General features: G+C 57.3%; 16 protein-coding genes. 13 read left to right on the top strand and 3 right to left on the bottom strand.

The genetic code is table 11. The features are described 5' to 3' along the window. The first annotated feature begins 17 nt into the window (after positions 1-17). The 11 genes from FEZ21_RS05760 (at position 18) to FEZ21_RS05710 (ending at position 14,111) form a co-directional block, all read left to right on the top strand. Positions 18-2,765, top strand: a complete 2,748-nt coding sequence (locus FEZ21_RS05760) for an LPS-assembly protein LptD (protein ID WP_003444498.1) — start codon at positions 18-20, stop codon at positions 2,763-2,765. After that, positions 2,740-4,080: a peptidylprolyl isomerase SurA gene (gene surA, locus FEZ21_RS05755; RefSeq protein WP_177412985.1), complete on the top strand. Its 1,341-nt coding sequence runs from the start codon at positions 2,740-2,742 to the stop codon at positions 4,078-4,080. Before FEZ21_RS05760 ends, surA begins: the two co-directional genes overlap by 26 nt. Next, on the top strand, positions 4,077-5,066 hold the full coding sequence (gene pdxA / locus FEZ21_RS05750) for a 4-hydroxythreonine-4-phosphate dehydrogenase PdxA (protein ID WP_160626652.1): 990 nt from the start codon (positions 4,077-4,079) through the stop codon (positions 5,064-5,066). Before surA ends, pdxA begins: the two co-directional genes overlap by 4 nt. Then, entirely contained in the window at positions 5,063-5,881 is an 819-nt protein-coding gene (gene rsmA / locus FEZ21_RS05745) for a 16S rRNA (adenine(1518)-N(6)/adenine(1519)-N(6))-dimethyltransferase RsmA (RefSeq protein ID WP_160626650.1), read from the top strand. The genes pdxA and rsmA overlap by 4 nt, the downstream gene beginning before the upstream one ends. A 160-nt stretch (positions 5,882-6,041) precedes the next feature. Continuing rightward, positions 6,042-6,422 carry a Co2+/Mg2+ efflux protein ApaG gene (gene apaG, locus FEZ21_RS05740; protein ID WP_003444502.1) on the top strand — a complete coding sequence of 127 codons (381 nt, stop codon included), beginning with the start codon at positions 6,042-6,044 and terminating at the stop codon, positions 6,420-6,422. Beyond that, entirely contained in the window at positions 6,422-7,303 is an 882-nt protein-coding gene (locus FEZ21_RS05735; protein WP_003444503.1) for a symmetrical bis(5'-nucleosyl)-tetraphosphatase, read from the top strand. The genes apaG and FEZ21_RS05735 overlap by 1 nt, the downstream gene beginning before the upstream one ends. Before the next feature lie 32 nt (positions 7,304-7,335). Continuing rightward, positions 7,336-7,665 (top strand): thiosulfate sulfurtransferase GlpE, encoded by a 330-nt coding sequence (gene glpE, locus FEZ21_RS05730; RefSeq protein WP_003444504.1) that lies wholly within the window; start codon positions 7,336-7,338, stop codon positions 7,663-7,665. Between the two features lie 298 nt (positions 7,666-7,963). Next, the gene (locus FEZ21_RS05725) at positions 7,964-9,886 is read left to right on the top strand and encodes a PrkA family serine protein kinase (protein WP_003444505.1); all 1,923 of its coding nucleotides are present in this window, start codon (positions 7,964-7,966) and stop codon (positions 9,884-9,886) included. A 101-nt stretch (positions 9,887-9,987) separates the two neighbouring features. Further along, a complete protein-coding gene (locus FEZ21_RS05720) occupies positions 9,988-11,262 on the top strand; it encodes a YeaH/YhbH family protein (protein ID WP_010656647.1) in 1,275 nt (424 codons plus the stop codon). Next, positions 11,259-12,821, top strand: coding sequence for a SpoVR family protein (locus tag FEZ21_RS05715; RefSeq protein WP_003444510.1), 1,563 nt, complete (start codon positions 11,259-11,261; stop codon positions 12,819-12,821). Before FEZ21_RS05720 ends, FEZ21_RS05715 begins: the two co-directional genes overlap by 4 nt. Positions 12,822-12,881: 60 nt before the next feature. Then, positions 12,882-14,111: a multifunctional CCA addition/repair protein gene (locus FEZ21_RS05710; protein ID WP_003444511.1), complete on the top strand. Its 1,230-nt coding sequence runs from the start codon at positions 12,882-12,884 to the stop codon at positions 14,109-14,111. Positions 14,112-14,211: 100 nt separating this feature from the next. On the opposite strand, the gene folK is transcribed toward FEZ21_RS05710, so the two are convergent. Continuing rightward, complete coding sequence (folK, locus tag FEZ21_RS05705) at positions 14,212-14,736, bottom strand: 2-amino-4-hydroxy-6-hydroxymethyldihydropteridine diphosphokinase (RefSeq protein ID WP_003444512.1); 525 nt, start codon at positions 14,734-14,736, stop codon at positions 14,212-14,214. Next, on the bottom strand, positions 14,727-15,080 hold the full coding sequence (folB, locus tag FEZ21_RS05700) for a dihydroneopterin aldolase (protein WP_003444513.1): 354 nt from the start codon (positions 15,078-15,080) through the stop codon (positions 14,727-14,729). The genes folK and folB overlap by 10 nt, the downstream gene beginning before the upstream one ends. Positions 15,081-15,154: 74 nt before the next feature. Between folB and plsY the strand changes: the two genes are divergently transcribed. Beyond that, positions 15,155-15,724 (top strand): glycerol-3-phosphate 1-O-acyltransferase PlsY, encoded by a 570-nt coding sequence (gene plsY, locus FEZ21_RS05695; RefSeq protein ID WP_003444514.1) that lies wholly within the window; start codon positions 15,155-15,157, stop codon positions 15,722-15,724. 55 nt (positions 15,725-15,779) lie between these two features. Here plsY and tsaD read toward each other — a convergent pair whose 3' ends face one another. Then, positions 15,780-16,805, bottom strand: a complete 1,026-nt coding sequence (gene tsaD, locus FEZ21_RS05690; RefSeq protein ID WP_003444515.1) for a tRNA (adenosine(37)-N6)-threonylcarbamoyltransferase complex transferase subunit TsaD — start codon at positions 16,803-16,805, stop codon at positions 15,780-15,782. Between the two features lie 198 nt (positions 16,806-17,003). Here tsaD and rpsU point away from each other — a divergent pair, with 198 nt between their 5' ends. Further along, complete coding sequence (gene rpsU, locus FEZ21_RS05685; protein ID WP_002551877.1) at positions 17,004-17,219, top strand: 30S ribosomal protein S21; 216 nt, start codon at positions 17,004-17,006, stop codon at positions 17,217-17,219. Positions 17,220-17,682: the final 463 nt, after the last annotated feature.

Here is a 17,682-nt window from a genome sequence, read left to right as displayed (position 1 = left end):
AAGCCCGGACTAATAAGATGGCATTGAAATCCCCCGCGTTTCGTAAAAAATTTCCGTTGCTGGTAACCGGCAGTTTGCTGGCCATGCAACCTCTAGCCATGCCGTTCGCTGTTGCCGAGGAACAGTATGACTGTTCCGTGTCGGCTACGGGTGGCTGGGATTGCACGCCAAAAACCAACGCCGCGCAATTGCCGCCGCGTCCGGCGCACCAGGGTGTCCTGGCGGAAGCCAGCGGTGAGGCCAGCGAGCAAGTCGCGCCCATCCCGCTGGTTACTGAAGCCAAGGGCCGTGGGCTGAGCGCGCGCAGCGCCGACTACAGCCACCTGGACTGGGTGCCCCGGGAGAAGCTGACACCGGCGCAACTGGCCGAAACCGGACCTTATTGCTCCGGCTCGTACGTCGAGCCCATCCGTCCGGGCATGAACGACCCCACCAGTAAAAGCGATGCCCCGACCTTTGTTGGCGCTAAAGCTTCCCGCTATCAGCAGGAAGAACAGGTCGCGACCCTGGCCGGCGATGTCGTCATGCGTCAGGGCAGCATGCAGGTCGAGGCCGACGAGGCCAGCCTGTATCAGGCTGAAAGCCGTGGCGAACTCAATGGCAATGTCCGTCTGCGGGACAACGGTGCACTGATCGTTGGCGACCACGCCGATGTGCAGCTGGACACTGGTGCGGCCAAGGTCGACAACGCCGAATACGTTTTGCACAAGTCGCGCATCCGCGGCAGCGCGCTGTATGCCAAGCGCGCCGAAGACGCCATCATCCGTCTCAAGGATGGTACTTACACCACGTGCGAGCCGAGCAGCAACGCCTGGCAGCTCAAGGGCAACAACATCACGCTGAACCCTGCCACCGGTTTCGGTACGGCGACCAACGTGACGTTGCGGGTTAAAGACATCCCGATCTTCTACACCCCGTACATCTATTTCCCGATCGACGATCGCCGCCAGTCCGGTTTCCTGCCGCCATCCTTCAGCAGCAGTACCGACACCGGCTTTACGCTCGTGACCCCGTACTACTTCAACCTGGCGCCGAACTACGATGCCACGTTGTACCCGCGCTACATGACCAAGCGCGGCCTGTTGATGGAAGGCGAGTTCCGCTACCTGACCGAGTCCAGCGAAGGGCAGTTCGGCGCCGCTTACCTCAACGACGACGACACCAAGCGCAAGGGTCAAACCGACTACTCCGACAAGCGCTACATGCTTAACTGGCAGCACAAGGGTGGCCTGGATTCGCGGGTACTGACAGAAGTCGACTACACCAAGATCAGCGATCCGTATTACTTCCAGGATCTGCAAACTGATCAGATCGGCGTCGAAAACCGCGACTACCTGAACCAGCAAGCTGCCGTCAGCTATCGGGGCGACAGCTACACCGCCCGGTTGAATGCCCAGGCCTATCAACTGGCCACTGTTACCCAGGTCACGCCTTACAACAAGTTGCCGCAACTCACCCTCGACGGTGCGCTGCCGTTTCACCCTGGCGGCGTGAACTTCAGCTACGGCTCCGAACTGGTGCGGTTTGAGCGCAGTCTGGAAAACGGTAATTACACCAACGAAGACGGCACTACTGCCCCGCGACTCGACAACAATATTGTTGGTCTGGCACGAGCCAACGGCACACGTCTGAATCTGGCGCCGAGCATGAGCCTGCCGATGACGTCAAGCTACGGCTTTGTGACTCCAACCCTGAAGTACATGTACACCCAGTACGATCTTGATCTGGATAGCCAGGGCAAAAGTACCTTGCTCGCCGGTGAGGACTACAAGAGCTCGCAAAACCGTAGCGTGCCTATTGCCAGCGTCGATAGCGGCCTGTATTTCGACCGCAATACCAACTGGTTCGGCACCAACTACCGCCAGACCCTGGAACCGCGCGCTTTCTATCTGTATGTCCCTGAGCGCAATCAGGAAGACATTCCTGTTTTCGACACCAGCGAAAACACCTTCAGCTATTCCTCGCTGTGGCGTGACAACCGGTTCAGCGGTTCCGACCGCGTGGGCGACGAGAACAAGCTGTCGCTGGGTCTGACCAGCCGCTGGATCGAAGACAACGGCTTTGAGCGCCAGCGTGTCAGCATCGGCCAGGCGTATTATTTCCAGGATCGCAAGGTTCAATTGCCGGGCATTGCCGACGATCGCAAGGATTCAACCTCCAGCGTCTCGCCTTATGCTCTGGAATACGCCTATCGCTTCAACCGCGACTGGCGCGCCACTGCCGACTACAACTGGGATCCGGAAACCCGCAGCCCGCGTTCCGGCAGCGCGATGATGCACTACCAGCCTGAAGACAACCCGAACAAGGTGGTCAACCTGGGCTATCGCTATCGCAACGACCAGGTGATTTACAACCAGTACACCGGCAAGTGGCAAATGGGCGGTGATTACCTGACCCCGGGGCAAAACGGTTACATCAAGGATTACTACAAGATCCAGCAGCACGACTTCTCGGTTATCTGGCCGATCGTGCCGCAGTGGAGCGCCATCAGCCGCTGGCAGTACGACTACAACCGCAACCGTACTCTGGAAGCCTTCGGTGGCTTTGAATACGACAACTGCTGCTGGAAGCTTCGTCTGATCAGCCGTTATTGGGTATCCAACGACGAGTACACCCAAGAAGCCCCTCAAAACGAGAAGGGCGATCATGGTCTCTTCCTCCAAGTTGTGTTGAAAGGTCTCGGTGGCGTAGTCGGCACCAAAGTAGAGAGCTTCCTCGACAAAGGCATCCAAGGTTATCGTGAACGTGAAGATCAAGCTTTCTGAGTGTCTGCGCCCGCTAGTGCTGGGCGCGTTGTTTCTGGGTACTGCAGTACACGCTGCAGTACAACCCCTTGACCGGGTTGTGGCCATCGTCGACAACGACGTGATCATGCAGAGCCAGCTGGACCAGCGTGTCCACGAAGTTCAGCAGACCATTGCCAAGCGTGGCCAGGGCGTGCCGCCTGCCAGCGTTCTGGATCAGCAAGTACTTGAGCGTCTGATCGTCGAAAACCTGCAACTGCAGCTCGGCGAACGCTCAGGCATCCGGATCACGGATGAAGAGCTGAACCAGGCCATTGGCACCATTGCCCAGCGCAATAACATGACCATTGACCAGTTCCGCCAGGCACTGGCTCACGACGGCCTGTCCTATGAAGATGCCCGCGAGCAGGTTCGTCGCGAGATGATCATCAGCCGTGTGCGCCAGCGTCGTGTGGGCGAGCGCATTCAGGTGACAGAACAGGAAGTGAAGAACTTCCTCGCATCGCCTATGGGCGCAATGCAAATGTCCGAAGAATTCAATCTGGCCAATATTCTGATTCCAACGCCGGAAAGCGCGAATTCGGAAGCAGTCCAGACGGCTTACAAACAGGCTGAAGAGATCTACAACCAGCTCAAGAAAGGCGCCGACTTCGGTCAAATGGCCATCGCCCGCTCCGGCAGCGATACCGCACTGGAAGGCGGTGACATGGGCTGGCGTAAAGCCGCTCAATTGCCACCACCGTTCGACAGCATGCTGAGCAAAATGCCAGTAGGAGAAGTGACGCCTCCGGTACGTACACCGGGCGGCTTTATCATCCTCAAGCTCAACGGCAAACGCGGCGGCGAAACCGTGGTGGTGGACGAAGTCCATGTTCGTCACATCCTGATCAAGCCGAGCGAAATCCGTAGCGAAGCGCAGACCAAGGAACTGATCAACAAAATCTACGAGCGCATCACGTCGGGCGAAGATTTTGCCACCCTGGCCAAAACTTACTCCGAGGATCCGGGTTCTGCCCTTAACGGCGGCGACCTGAACTGGGTCAATCCGGACTCTCTGGTACCCGAGTTCCGTGAGGCCATGGCCGACACGCCCCAGGGCGTATTGTCCAAGCCGTTCCAGACTCAATACGGCTGGCATGTTCTGGAAGTCCTTGGCCGCCGCGCCACCGACAGCACCACCCAGGCCCGTGAACAGCAAGCAATGAACGCACTGCGTAACCGCAAGTACGACGAAGAGCTGCAAACCTGGTTGCGTCAGATCCGTGACGAAGCCTATGTAGAGATCAAACTTCCTGGCGCCACCTCGCAAGAGAGCGGAAACCAGGCAGCGCAGTGAAAACACAGCGTTTTGCACTGACACCCGGCGAGCCGGCAGGCATAGGTCCAGACCTGTGCCTGCTACTCGCCTCACAACGCCAGCCGCACCCCCTGATTGCCATTACCAGCCACGACCTGCTCCTTGAGCGGGCCGTGCAACTGGGCGTGGCTGTCAACCTGCTGCCGGTGAGCCCGGACAACTGGCCTGATCAGCCAGCCCCTGCAGGCAGCCTGTATGTGTGGGATACCCCGCTGAAAGCGAAGGTAATTGCCGGCACACTGGACAAAGCCAACGCCGGGTTTGTCCTGCAAACCCTGACCCGGGCTGCCCAGGGTTGTGTCGACGGGCACTTCGCGGGCATGATTACCGCCCCTGTACACAAGGGCATCATCAATGAGGCCGGGATTCCATTTTCCGGTCACACTGAATTCCTCGCAGACCTGACCCACACCGGGCAGGTTGTGATGATGCTCGCCACGCACGGCCTGCGCGTAGCCCTGGTTACCACTCACCTGCCCCTGCGCCAGGTGAGCGACGCAATCACCCCTGAGCGACTGATGCGGGTTACCCGCATTCTGCACGCCGACCTGCAACAAAAATTCGGCATTGCCCGGCCCCGCATCCTGGTTTGTGGGCTCAACCCCCACGCCGGCGAAGGCGGCCATTTGGGCCATGAAGAAATCGACATTATTGAACCAACTCTGGAGCGCCTGCGCAGCGAAGGTATGGATTTGCATGGCCCGCTGCCCGCCGACACTCTGTTTACCCCCAAATATCTGGAGCACTGCGATGCAGTGCTGGCGATGTACCACGACCAAGGCCTGCCCGTACTGAAATACAAAGGGTTTGGTGCCGCTGTCAACATCACCCTGGGCTTGCCGATCATCCGCACCTCTGTCGACCATGGCACCGCCCTGGATCTGGCAGGCAGCGGCAAGATCGATACCGGCAGCCTGCAAGTCGCGCTGGAAACCGCCTATCAGATGTCCGAGACCCGTATATGAACGAGCAATTCCAACACAAGGCGCGTAAGCGTTTTGGCCAGAACTTCCTGCACGATGCGGGTGTCATTGACCGTATCCTGCGCGCCATCAACGCCAAGCCTACTGACCGTTTGCTGGAAATCGGTCCGGGACAGGGCGCTCTGACCAAAGGCATCCTTAACAGTGGCGGCCAGCTTGATGTCGTGGAGCTCGACAAAGACCTGATCCCGATCCTCAAGCAACAATTCGCAGGCATGAGCAACTTCACCCTGCACCAGGGCGATGCCCTGAAGTTCGATTTCAACAGCCTGGGCGCTGCACCACGCACCCTGCGGGTTGTCGGCAACCTGCCGTACAACATCTCCACTCCGCTGATTTTTCACCTGCTGAAAAATGCCGGCCTAATCCGTGACATGCACTTCATGCTGCAAAAAGAAGTGGTTGAGCGCATGGCTGCCGGCCCGGGCGGTGGCGATTGGGGCCGTCTGTCAATCATGGTTCAGTATCACTGCCGCGTGGAACACCTGTTCAACGTAGGTCCAGGCGCGTTCAATCCGCCGCCTAAAGTAGATTCGGCAATTGTCCGCCTGGTGCCACACGAAGTGCTGCCACACCCGGCCAAAGACCATCGCCTGCTTGAGCGCGTGGTTCGGGAAGCCTTCAACCAGCGCCGCAAAACCCTGCGCAACACCCTCAAGGCCTTGCTCAGCAACGCCGAGATCGAAGCGGCTGGTGTTGACGGCAGCTTGCGTCCAGAGCAACTCGACCTCGCCGCCTTTGTGCGCCTGGCCGACGTACTCAGCGAACAAGCTGTGGCAAGCCAAGAAAAAGACTGATCATCTCCGGGCCAAGTGCCAGGCCTGTGCAGGAGCGTCAACCGGCGACTCCTGCAGCTGCCACGCCTTAACCGGCTGGCCTAGTCACCATTACTTGGCCTAGACTCAGGCATCAGTTTTATCCCGAACTGTGTCTACGCTTTCAAGTAAGGCCTCTCGCATGCCCGATCCCCGCTATCTGGTCGACGTCAACGTCGTCACGCGTTACCTGCCAGAACAATCCCAACCTGAACTTCAGCGCTTCGCCTTTGCTTACACCATTACGGTGCACAACAAGGGATCGATAGCCGCGAAGCTGTTGTCCCGGCATTGGGTGATCACCGATGGCGACGGTCATGTCGAAGAAGTCCGTGGCGCTGGCGTCGTCGGTCTGCAGCCATTGATCGAGCCGGACGGGCAGCATGTCTATAGCAGCGGCTCGGTGATCACCACCAAAGTCGGCACCATGCAAGGCAGCTATCTGATGCATGCCGAAGATGGTCACGAGTTCAAAGCCATCATTGCCCCTTTCCGCCTCGCCGTGCCCGGGGCACTGCACTGATGCCGGTGTACGCCGTTGGCGACCTGCAAGGCTGCCTGCAGCCACTCAGGTGCCTGCTGGAACGCGTAGCTTTCGATCCTGCCAAAGACAAACTGTGGCTGGTGGGTGACCTGGTAAACCGTGGCCCCGAATCGCTGGAAACGCTGCGCTTTCTATACCGCATCCGCGAATCGCTGGTGTGCGTACTGGGCAACCATGACCTGCACTTGCTGGCCGCAGCGCACAATATCGAGCGTCTGAAGAAAGGCGATACGCTGCGTGAAATTCTGCAAGCTCCCGATTGCGATGAACTGCTGTCCTGGCTGCGCCAGCAACCTTTGCTGCATTACGATGCCGAACGCAACGTCGCCCTCGTACATGCAGGAATACCGCCGCAATGGAGCCTGAAAAAGGCCCTGAAGTGCGCCAGCGAAGTCGAACACGCTTTGCGTGACGACAACCTGCTTGGCCCCTATCTGGATGGCATGTACGGCAACGAACCTGCCAAGTGGGACAACGACCTCACCGGTGTCGCCCGTCTGCGGGTGATAACCAACTATTTCACCCGTATGCGTTTTTGTACCCGCGACGGGAAACTCGACCTCAAAAGCAAAGAAGGCGTGGGCAGCGCTCCCCCCGGCTATGCCCCGTGGTTCAGCTATAAAGAACGCAAGACCCAGGACCTGAAGATCATCTTTGGTCATTGGGCGGCACTTGAAGGCAACTGCAAGGAGCCCGGGATTTTCGCCCTCGACACCGGCTGTGTCTGGGGAGGAGCCATGACCCTGCTCAACGTCGACTCTGGCCAGCGCCTCAGCTGTGATTGCGACGACCTTGGCCTTGCAGCCCACTCGACCATCGCGCTCCCCGACCAACCTTCCCAACCCTTGGGCGCCGTCTAGCCGCGCCCGCAGTCAGGCCACAGGAATCCTCCATGACCGAATTCAAACGTATCCCGCCCGAACAAGCACAGGCCTTGCGCGAAAAAGGCGCCGTGGTGGTCGATGTCCGCGACCCGCAGGCTTTCGCTGCCAGCCACATCAGCGGTGCGAAACATCTGGATAACCACTCGCTGCACGATTTCATCACCCACGCCGATCTCGATGCCCCTCTGATCGTTGCTTGCTATCACGGCAACTCCAGCCAGAGCGCTGCGGCTTACCTGGTGAGCCAGGGCTTTAGCGAGGTGTACAGCCTTGATGGCGGTTTCGAGTTGTGGCGTGCGACTTATCCGCAAGAAACCTCCCAGCTCCCCGCAGAATAATTTTTTATCAGCGCCAGCCCCCGTTATCCGCGGGCTGGCGCCCTGCCTGACCAACGGTCGAACGTAACAAATCTCGCATCGCGCCTTGACCTCTCCGATTACCAACTATCCTTTAGATCAGGCCATCCGAATCTGGGGAGAGCCGGTACTCCGGCGTATGGATTATCAGTAGTAAGTTCAAGGAGTTAACCACCTTGATGGTGTCCTGGGGGGTACACAGCAGCTGAAATGCTGCTGCATGCCAGCACTCGAACTGACCGATCTATCGCCGGCTCCACGTATCGAGCGAGGTGACGTCATGAGTATTTTTAGCCACTTCCAACAACGCTTTGAATCCACACGCCAAGAAGAACTGACCCTTCAGGAATATCTTGAACTGTGCAAACAAGACAAAAGCGCTTACGCCTCTGCCGCTGAAAGGCTGCTGCTGGCCATTGGTGAACCGGAACTGCTGGACACCTCCAACAACTCTCGCCTGTCGCGAATCTTCTCCAACAAAGTGATTCGCCGCTATCCGGCCTTTGAAGACTTCCACGGAATGGAAGAATGCATCGACCAGATCGTTTCCTACTTCCGCCACGCTGCGCAGGGCCTGGAAGAGAAAAAACAAATTCTCTATCTGCTGGGCCCGGTGGGCGGCGGTAAATCATCGCTGGCAGAAAAACTGAAGCAACTGATCGAGAAAGTCCCCTTTTATGCAATCAAGGGCTCGCCGGTCTTTGAATCGCCACTGGGGCTGTTCAATGCCACCGAAGACGGCGCAATTCTCGAAGAAGACTTCGGCATCCCGAAACGCTACCTGAGCACCATCATGTCGCCGTGGGCAACCAAGCGCCTGGCCGAATTTGGTGGCGACATCAGCCAGTTCCGCGTGGTGAAGCTCTATCCTTCGATTCTCAATCAGATCGCCGTGGCCAAAACCGAGCCGGGAGACGAGAACAACCAGGACATTTCGGCACTGGTGGGCAAGGTCGATATCCGCAAACTCGAGGAGTACCCACAGAACGACGCCGATGCCTATAGCTATTCAGGCGCACTGTGCCGGGCCAACCAGGGCCTGATGGAATTCGTGGAGATGTTCAAGGCGCCGATCAAGGTCCTGCACCCCTTGCTGACCGCAACCCAAGAGGGCAACTACAACAGTACCGAAGGTCTGGGCGCTATCCCGTTTACCGGCATCCTGCTGGCCCACTCCAACGAGTCAGAGTGGCACACCTTCCGCAACAACAAGAACAACGAAGCGTTTATCGACCGGATCTACATCGTCAAGGTTCCGTACTGCCTGCGCGTCAGTGACGAGGTGAAGATCTACGACAAACTGTTGTTCAACAGCTCGCTGGCCAAAGCCCACTGCGCGCCCGACACCCTGAAAATGCTTGCCCAGTTCACGGTTCTGTCGCGTCTTAAAGAGCCGGAAAACTCGAACATTTACTCGAAAATGCGGGTCTACGACGGTGAAAATCTTAAAGACACCGACCCGAAAGCCAAATCGATCCAGGAATACCGCGACAGCGCAGGCGTCGACGAAGGCATGAATGGCCTTTCCACCCGTTTCGCCTTCAAGATCCTGTCCAAGGTCTTCAACTTCGACCCGCACGAAATTGCAGCCAACCCAGTGCACCTGCTTTATGTCCTGGAGCAACAGATCGAGCAAGAGCAGTTCCAGGCGGAAACCCGCGAGCGTTATCTGCGCTTCCTCAAGGAGTACCTGGCACCGCGTTACATTGAATTCATCGGCAAAGAAATCCAGACCGCTTATCTGGAGTCCTACAGCGAGTACGGGCAAAACATCTTCGACCGCTATGTGCTCTACGCAGACTTCTGGATTCAGGATCAGGAATACCGCGATCCGGAGACCGGAGAAATCCTCAATCGCGTAGCCCTCAACGAGGAGCTGGAGAAAATCGAAAAACCGGCCGGCATCAGCAACCCGAAAGATTTCCGCAACGAAATCGTCAACTTCGTACTGCGGGCCCGCGCCAACAACAACGGCAAAAACCCGACCTGGCTCAGCTACGAGAAACTGCGGGTGGTTATCGAGAAAAAAATGTTCTCAAACACCGAGGACCTGCTTCCGGTTATCAGCTTCAACGCCAAGGCAAGCAAAGAGGATCAACAAAAGCACAACGACTTCGTTACTCGAATGGTCGAACGTGGCTACACCGACAAACAAGTACGGCTTCTCTCCGAGTGGTACCTGCGGGTCAGAAAGTCGCAGTGAGGCAGCTGTAAGCCTCTAGCCTCAAGCTGCAAGAAGAAGCACGCGCTACCGCTTCGACTTGCAGCTTGCAGCTCACAACTTGAAGCTGCCCGGAGGGCCTAATGAGCTATGTGATCGACCGACGCCTCAATGGCAAGAACAAGAGCACGGTGAACCGCCAGCGTTTCCTGCGACGTTACCGTGACCACATCAAGAAGGCCGTAGAAGAGGCCGTGGGCCGCCGTTCCATTACCGACATGGAACATGGCGAACAAATCAGCATTCCCGGCCGCGATATCGATGAGCCGGTGCTTCACCACGGCCGCGGTGGCAAGCAAACGGTGGTGCACCCTGGCAACAAGGAGTTCACCAGCGGCGAACACATTCAACGCCCACAAGGTGGCGCGGGAGGGGGTGGCGGCCCCGGCAAGGCAGGCAACTCCGGCGAAGGCATGGATGAGTTCGTGTTTCAAATCACCCAGGAAGAGTTTCTGGAATTCATGTTCGAAGACCTCGAACTGCCCAACCTGGTCAAACGCAACCTTACGGGGACCGACACCTTTAAAACGGTGCGTGCGGGCATCAGCAACGAAGGCAACCCGTCGCGCATCAACATCATTCGAACCCTGCGCTCGGCTCACGCACGGCGTATTGCCCTGTCCGGCAGCAGCCGGAAAAAACTCAAGGAAGCCAAAGCCGAACTTGAACGACTGAAGCGCGAAGAACCGGACAACTTCGGCGATATCAAGGCAGTAGAGGCTGAAATCGAGAAACTCAGCGCACGCATCCATCGCGTGCCATTCCTCGACACCTTTGACCTCAAGTACAACTTGCTGGTCAAGCAACCCAACCCCAGCTCGAAGGCCGTCATGTTCTGCCTGATGGACGTTTCCGGCTCCATGACCCAAGCCACCAAGGACATCGCCAAGCGTTTTTTCATCCTGCTGTACCTGTTCCTGAAGCGTAACTACGACAAGATTGACGTAGTGTTTATTCGCCATCACACCAGTGCACGGGAGGTTGATGAAGAGGAGTTTTTCTATTCGAGGGAGACCGGCGGCACCATTGTTTCCAGCGCACTCAAACTGATGCAGGAAATCATGGCTGAGCGCTATCCCACAAATGAGTGGAATATCTATGCAGCGCAGGCTTCAGACGGCGATAACTGGAACGATGATTCACCCATTTGCCGGGATATTCTGATCAATCAGATCATGCCGTTCGTGCAGTACTACACTTATGTAGAAATAACCCCGCGCGAACATCAGGCCCTCTGGTACGAGTACGAACGTATCAGCGAAGCGTATTCAGATACCTTCGCCCAACAGCAACTGGTCTCGGCCGGCGACATCTATCCGGTCTTCCGTGAACTCTTCCAGCGCAGGTTAGTGACATGACCGCCAAAGAGAATAAACGCCATCCCATTTCCACTGGCTCCGAGTGGACCTTTGAACTGATCCAGGCTTACGACCGCGAAATCGGCCGCCTGGCCGAACGCTATGCCCTGGATACCTACCCCAACCAGATCGAGGTGATTACCGCCGAGCAAATGATGGATGCCTATGCCTCTGTGGGCATGCCGCTGGGCTACCACCATTGGTCCTACGGCAAACATTTCTTGAGCACCGAAAAGTCCTATAGCCGCGGCCAGATGGGACTCGCCTATGAGATCGTGATCAACTCAGATCCATGCATCGCCTATCTGATGGAAGAAAACACCATCTGCATGCAGGCCCTGGTGGTGGCCCATGCCTGCTATGGCCATAACAGCTTCTTCAAGGGTAACTACCTGTTTCGCACCTGGACCGATGCCAGTTCGATCATCGACTATCTGGTGTTCGCCAAGCAGTACATCATGCAATGCGAAGAGCGCCACGGTATCGATGCCGTTGAAGACCTGCTCGACTCCTGCCACGCCCTGATGAATTACGGCGTTGATCGTTACAAACGGCCTTATCCGATTTCAGCCGAAGAAGAACGTCGGCGGCAGAAGGACCGTGAAGAACACCTGCAAAAACAGATCAATGATCTGTGGCGCACCATTCCCAAAGGTGCAGACAAGTTCAGCGAAAAGGACAGCGCACGATTCCCCGACGAGCCCCAGGAAAACATCCTGTACTTCATCGAAAAACACGCTCCCCTGCTCGAGCCCTGGCAGCGTGAAGTCGTACGCATCGTGCGCAAGATTGCCCAGTACTTTTATCCACAACGACAAACCCAGGTAATGAACGAGGGCTGGGCGACGTTCTGGCACTACACCTTGATGAACGACCTCTACGATGAAGGCCTGGTTACCGAGGGCTTTATGATGGAGTTCCTCATCTCCCATACCAGCGTGGTGTTCCAGCCAGGCTTTGACAGCCCTCACTACAGCGGGATCAACCCCTACGCACTGGGTTTTGCAATGTATTGCGACATCCGGCGCATTTGCGAACATCCAACTGACGAGGACCGCCACTGGTTCCCGGACATGGCTGGCAGCGACTGGCTATCGAGCATCAAATTCGCCATGAGCAGCTTCAAGGACGAAAGTTTCATCCTGCAATACCTGTCACCCAAGGTCATCCGCGACCTGAAACTGTTCAGCATCATGGACGATGATCAAAAGGACGACCTGCTAGTACCTGCCATTCATGACGAGAACGGCTACCGCACCATTCGTGAAACCCTGGCGGCTCAGTACAACCTGGGCAATCGTGAACCCAACGTGCAAATCTGGAGCATCGACCGCCGCGGCGATCGCTCTCTGACCCTGCGTCACCAGCAACATGACCGCAAACCCCTGGGCGACTCCACTGACGAAGTGCTCAAACACCTGCATCGCCTGTGGGGGTTCGATATTCATCTTGAAACCCTTCAAGGCGACCAGGTCATGAAAGTCCACCATGTCCCGCCAAAAGGAGAACATTCAGACTCTGACTACGGGCGTTTGGATATGAGCGCCATTCACCTGTAACACGGGAACCTCCGCTCTCACGGCGCAAGCGTTATCCTGTCGTGCTAACGGAGGTTTTTTATGCAGATTTATAAAGTTGGCGGTGCCGTAAGGGATCGCCTGCTGGGCAAGCCCGTCACAGATATAGATTGGGTAGTGGTCGGCGCAACAGTCGAACAAATGCTCAGCAAAGGGTTTCGCCCCGTGGGCTCGGACTTTCCGGTATTTCTTCACCCTGTAACCGGGGAGGAATACGCACTGGCCCGCACAGAGCGCAAAAGCGGCCAGGGCTATGGCGGCTTCATCTTTCATGCAAGCCCCGACATTACCCTTGAACAAGACCTGATCCGGCGCGACCTGACCATCAACGCAATGGCTGAGGACGACTCAGGCAATTTGACCGACCCTTTCCATGGTCAACGCGATCTTGAGGCGCGGATTTTACGCCATGTTTCACCCGCATTCGCCGAAGATCCCCTCCGGGTATTGCGAGTTGCCCGGTTCGCCGCGCGCTATGCCGGACTCGGTTTCAGCATCGCACCCGAGACCCTGGAGCTGATGCGCCAACTGTCTCGCTCAGGCGAACTGCAAGCGCTGACCCCGGAGCGTTGCTGGAAAGAAATCTCCCGGGCCCTGATGGAAGATCAGCCTCAGGTATTCCTGGAAGTACTGCGCAGCTGCGAGGCTCTGGAAGTGCTGCTACCGGAGATCAATGCCCTGTTTGGTGTACCCCAGCCTGCTGCACATCACCCGGAGATCGACAGCGGCGTACACACCTTGAGCGTGCTTGAGCAGGCAGCCCTGCACAATCAGCCACTGACCGTGCGCTGGGCCTGCCTGCTGCATGATCTGGGCAAAGGGCTTACACCTGAAAAGGACTGGCCAAGACACATTGCCCACGAGCACAAAGGGCTGCGCCTGATCAAAGCGGTCAACGAGCGCTACAAAGTGCCGCGCGACTGTCAGGAACTGGCACTCCTTGTGGGCGAATATCACACCCACGGCCACCGCGCTCTGGAACTCAAGGCATCAACGCTACTGGAACTGCTGCAGCGCTTTGACGTATATCGTCGACCGCAGCGTTTTGAGGAGTTTATCGTAGCCTGCGAGATGGACGCCAAAGGGCGCCTGGGACTGGAGAATCGCCCGTATCCACAGGCCGATTACCTGCGCGGAGCTGCCAAGGCTGCCCAGGCCGTGGCCGTCCAGCCTTTACTTGAGCAGGGTTTCAAAGGCCCTGAACTCGGGGAAGCGCTAAAGCACGAACGGCTAAAGGCGCTGCAAGCCTACAAAGAAGCAGCAAAAGCCTGAGACATCGCTCTTGTAGTCGATGGCGCAGGCTGCGCTAAGGGCCGAAGGACCTTCACAGCAGGGTCGCCAGGCAACCCATCGCAGCCTGCACCAGCGACTACTAAGGCAAAAGCATCCCGGCCGGGGTCAACTGCTCCCCCCGCCATTCAAATGCTGCAGGCGCCAGAACTTGATCGATCTGTGCTTCTGCCCACATCTGAGCCAGAGTCTTGCCCACGCCCGGATGCACCTTGTCTGGCGCTATCAACGATAAGGGCCACAAGACAAAAGCATTTTTGAGAATCTCTGCACGGGGCAAAATCAAGCCATCAAAGTTGCCTTCCAGATCACCGTAAAACAACACGTCGATATCCAAAGGCAAACCTTTGCGATCTTGGGCATAACGTCCGTTATCCGCCTCGATCAACTTCAAACGTCGACTTAGTTCAGCCAGCGGAAAGTCAGTTTTTGCCGACACCACCAGGTTGAAAAAAGGCCCGCTCCTGATGCCCACCGGCTGACTTTCAAACACTGCAGAACAGCTCATGTCCTGCAAAAATCCAGCAAGGGCGTCAAGCCCGGCGCACAAATGCTTTTCACGCTCGACATTACTGCCCAGCCCGAGGAAAACCTGAGTTAGCGACATCCGCGCTCAATCTCCACGCCCACACCGGTGGCCGCCGAAACGGCGCCGGGCTTGGTCAGCTTCAGATGCAACCACGGAATATTGAATTCAGTCATCAGCACTTCGGCCAGACGCTCAGCAAAAGTCTCCACCAACTGGAACTGAGCTGCCTCGGCAAATGCCTGGATTCGCGAAGAAACACTCGCGTAATCCAGGGCCAGCGTCAGGTCATCACCGGCCGCAGCCGGGCGATTATCCCACGCGAAACTCAGGTCAAGCCGCAAGCACTGGCGGATGCCACGCTCCCAGTCATAAGCACCGATCACGGTGTCAACTTCCAGGCCTTCGATAAACACTCTGTCCAAGCACTTTTCTCCGCAGCACGACAAGGGCGCAATGCGCCGTTAGAATCAGGGCGTCCTCGCCCGGAATAGTTAGCATGTTTTGGTTACTGGCGATTTTCGCCTACCTGCTTGGCTCTCTGTCCTTCGCCATTTTGCTCAGCCGCCTGACGGGAAATCCCGACCCGCGAATGAGTGGCTCGGGCAATGCCGGCGCGACCAATATGTTGCGCCTTGCCGGCAAAAAGCTCGCCGTCCTGACTCTGCTCGGCGACCTGTGCAAAGGCTTGCTGCCTGTACTTTTGGCCAACCAGCTCGGTCTCCCGCTCCAGCAACAAGCCTGGATCGGTATCTGCGCCGTCTTCGGCCACATGTACCCGTTGTACTTCCGCTTTCGCGGCGGCAAAGGCGTTGCCACTGCCGCAGGCATGCTGGTGGGACTCTACCCGCCTGCCGCCCTGCTGGCCGTTGCCGCATGGCTACTGACCTTCCAGCTAAGCCGCACCAGCTCACTGGCAGCGTTGATAGCCACACCTCTGACCCTGCCATTGCTGGCCTGGCAAGAGCCTGCTGCCCTGCTGCCCATGTGCGCCTTGACGGCGCTGATTGTATGGCGCCACCGCAGCAATTTACGCGACCTGATGGCCGGGCGCGAACGGCATTTCTGAATAGCGCGCATGAAATACGCTCACGCAACACCGACTCATGCCTTACGCCCCGCACTCACAGCGGCTTCAATTGCTCCATCGGCCAGCGCGCCTGCACACTGATCGCCAGGCTTTCATGCTGACCGGCCTGCAACCGCTGGCAGCCGGCAAAGGCAATCATTGCGCCGTTGTCCGTACAAAACTCCGGTCGGGCGTAGTAAACATTGCCATTCATTTCGCCGAGCATTTTTTCGAGCGAAACCCGCAGCGCCTTATTGGCACTGACCCCGCCCGCAATCACCAGACGCTTCATGCCTGCGTGCTTCAAAGCCCGCTTGCACTTGATGGTCAAGGTCTCGACCACCGCCTGCTGGAACGCCAGAGAGATATCGCAACGGGTCTGCTCTGTGTCATCACCAGCCGCCACACAGCGCTGCCAGGTATTCAAGGCAAAGGTTTTAAGGCCGCTGAAACTGAATTGCAGCCCCGGACGGTCAGTCATGGGCCTGGGGAACACAAACCGCCCCGCAACGCCCTGAGCGGCCAGTCGCGCAATCTCAGGGCCGCCCGGGTAGTTGAGCCCCATCATCTTCGCCGTCTTGTCGAATGCTTCTCCGGCCGCGTCGTCCAGGGTCTCGCCCAACAACTCGTATTGGCCGATGCCATCCACACGCACCAACTGCGTATGACCGCCCGACACCAACAAAGCGACGAACGGGAATTCCGGGGGCTGCTCTTCCAGCATTGGAGCCAACAAATGGCCCTCCATGTGGTGCACACCCAAGGCCGGAATACCCCAGGCAAACGCCAGCGCCTGGGCACATGAAGCCCCAACCAGAAGGGCTCCGACCAATCCAGGCCCTGCCGTGTAGGCGATCGCATCAATCTCTGTAGGCACACAGCCAGCCTCAGCCAGCACCTGACGAATCAAGGGCAGCATGCGCTTGACGTGATCCCTTGAAGCCAGCTCCGGAACCACACCGCCATAAGCGCGGTGCAAGTCGATCTGACTGAACAGTGCGTCGGCCAAAAGCCCGCGTTCACTGTCGTAAAGCGCGACGCCGGTCTCGTCGCAGGAGGTTTCTAATCCCAGTACTAGCATGGGTTTACGCCTTGTAGAGGCTAAATTCGAAGGCGCGCATAATAGTCGCCACTCCCGCCCCCGGCCAGCGGTTTTCGATCAGAGGCTTTGCATTCCGGGCGATGAGGGGTTAACATCCGCAACCCTTAAAAACCGACGTCTTCCAACGCGATTTTGCCTTGAGACGTTGACCCCGGTAATGAATGAAGGTAGCTCTGGATGCCAGCCGTCAAAGTAAAAGAGAACGAACCCTTCGACGTAGCTCTGCGTCGTTTCAAGCGCTCCTGCGAAAAAGCCGGTGTTCTGGCTGAAGTTCGCAGCCGCGAATTTTACGAGAAGCCGACTTCTGAGCGTAAGCGTAAAGCAGCAGCTGCTGTTAAGCGTCACGCGAAGAAAGTTCAGCGCGAGCAGCGCCGCGCCGTTCGTCTGTACTAATACACAGACGTTCGAAGCACGCTTCTGCCAAGCCCGGCCTAAAGCCGGGCCGTAGGCAGTTGCAGCTTTAGTTACATGTTTTATTGTCAAGGCCGCAGATGCGACCGCGACAAAACGCTACATCACGTCAGACCTGGCCTAATAGCCAGCGGTGCACGTCTTTACTGACGAGCCTTCCAAGGCTACCGACGAGCACACCCCTCTGATTTTCCCAAAGACGATCAGCCCAAGGTACCTCTCCAGTACCTGCTTATGAGCTATCCGAGACCAGCCATTGGTCAATGCCGGACTCAGAGCGCGACACCTATCGAAGCCATTTACCCTGATTAAAAATAAATCAGTGACGTTTCGACAGATACACTCCCCCAACATGATTGAGCAGACGTCCCGCGATCTGGCAGCACACTTGCCTGCACGTACGACGACCAAGCCCTCATGCGGGTTAATTTCTGCGCAGAGATGA

It is taken from the genome of Pseudomonas sp. 9.1(2019), from assembly GCF_009910445.1.
Taxonomy (GTDB): Bacteria; Pseudomonadota; Gammaproteobacteria; order Pseudomonadales; family Pseudomonadaceae; genus Aquipseudomonas; species Aquipseudomonas paraversuta.
The sequence above is the reverse complement of the archived record's forward strand: the minus strand, read 5'-3'. Positions and strand labels throughout refer to the sequence as shown.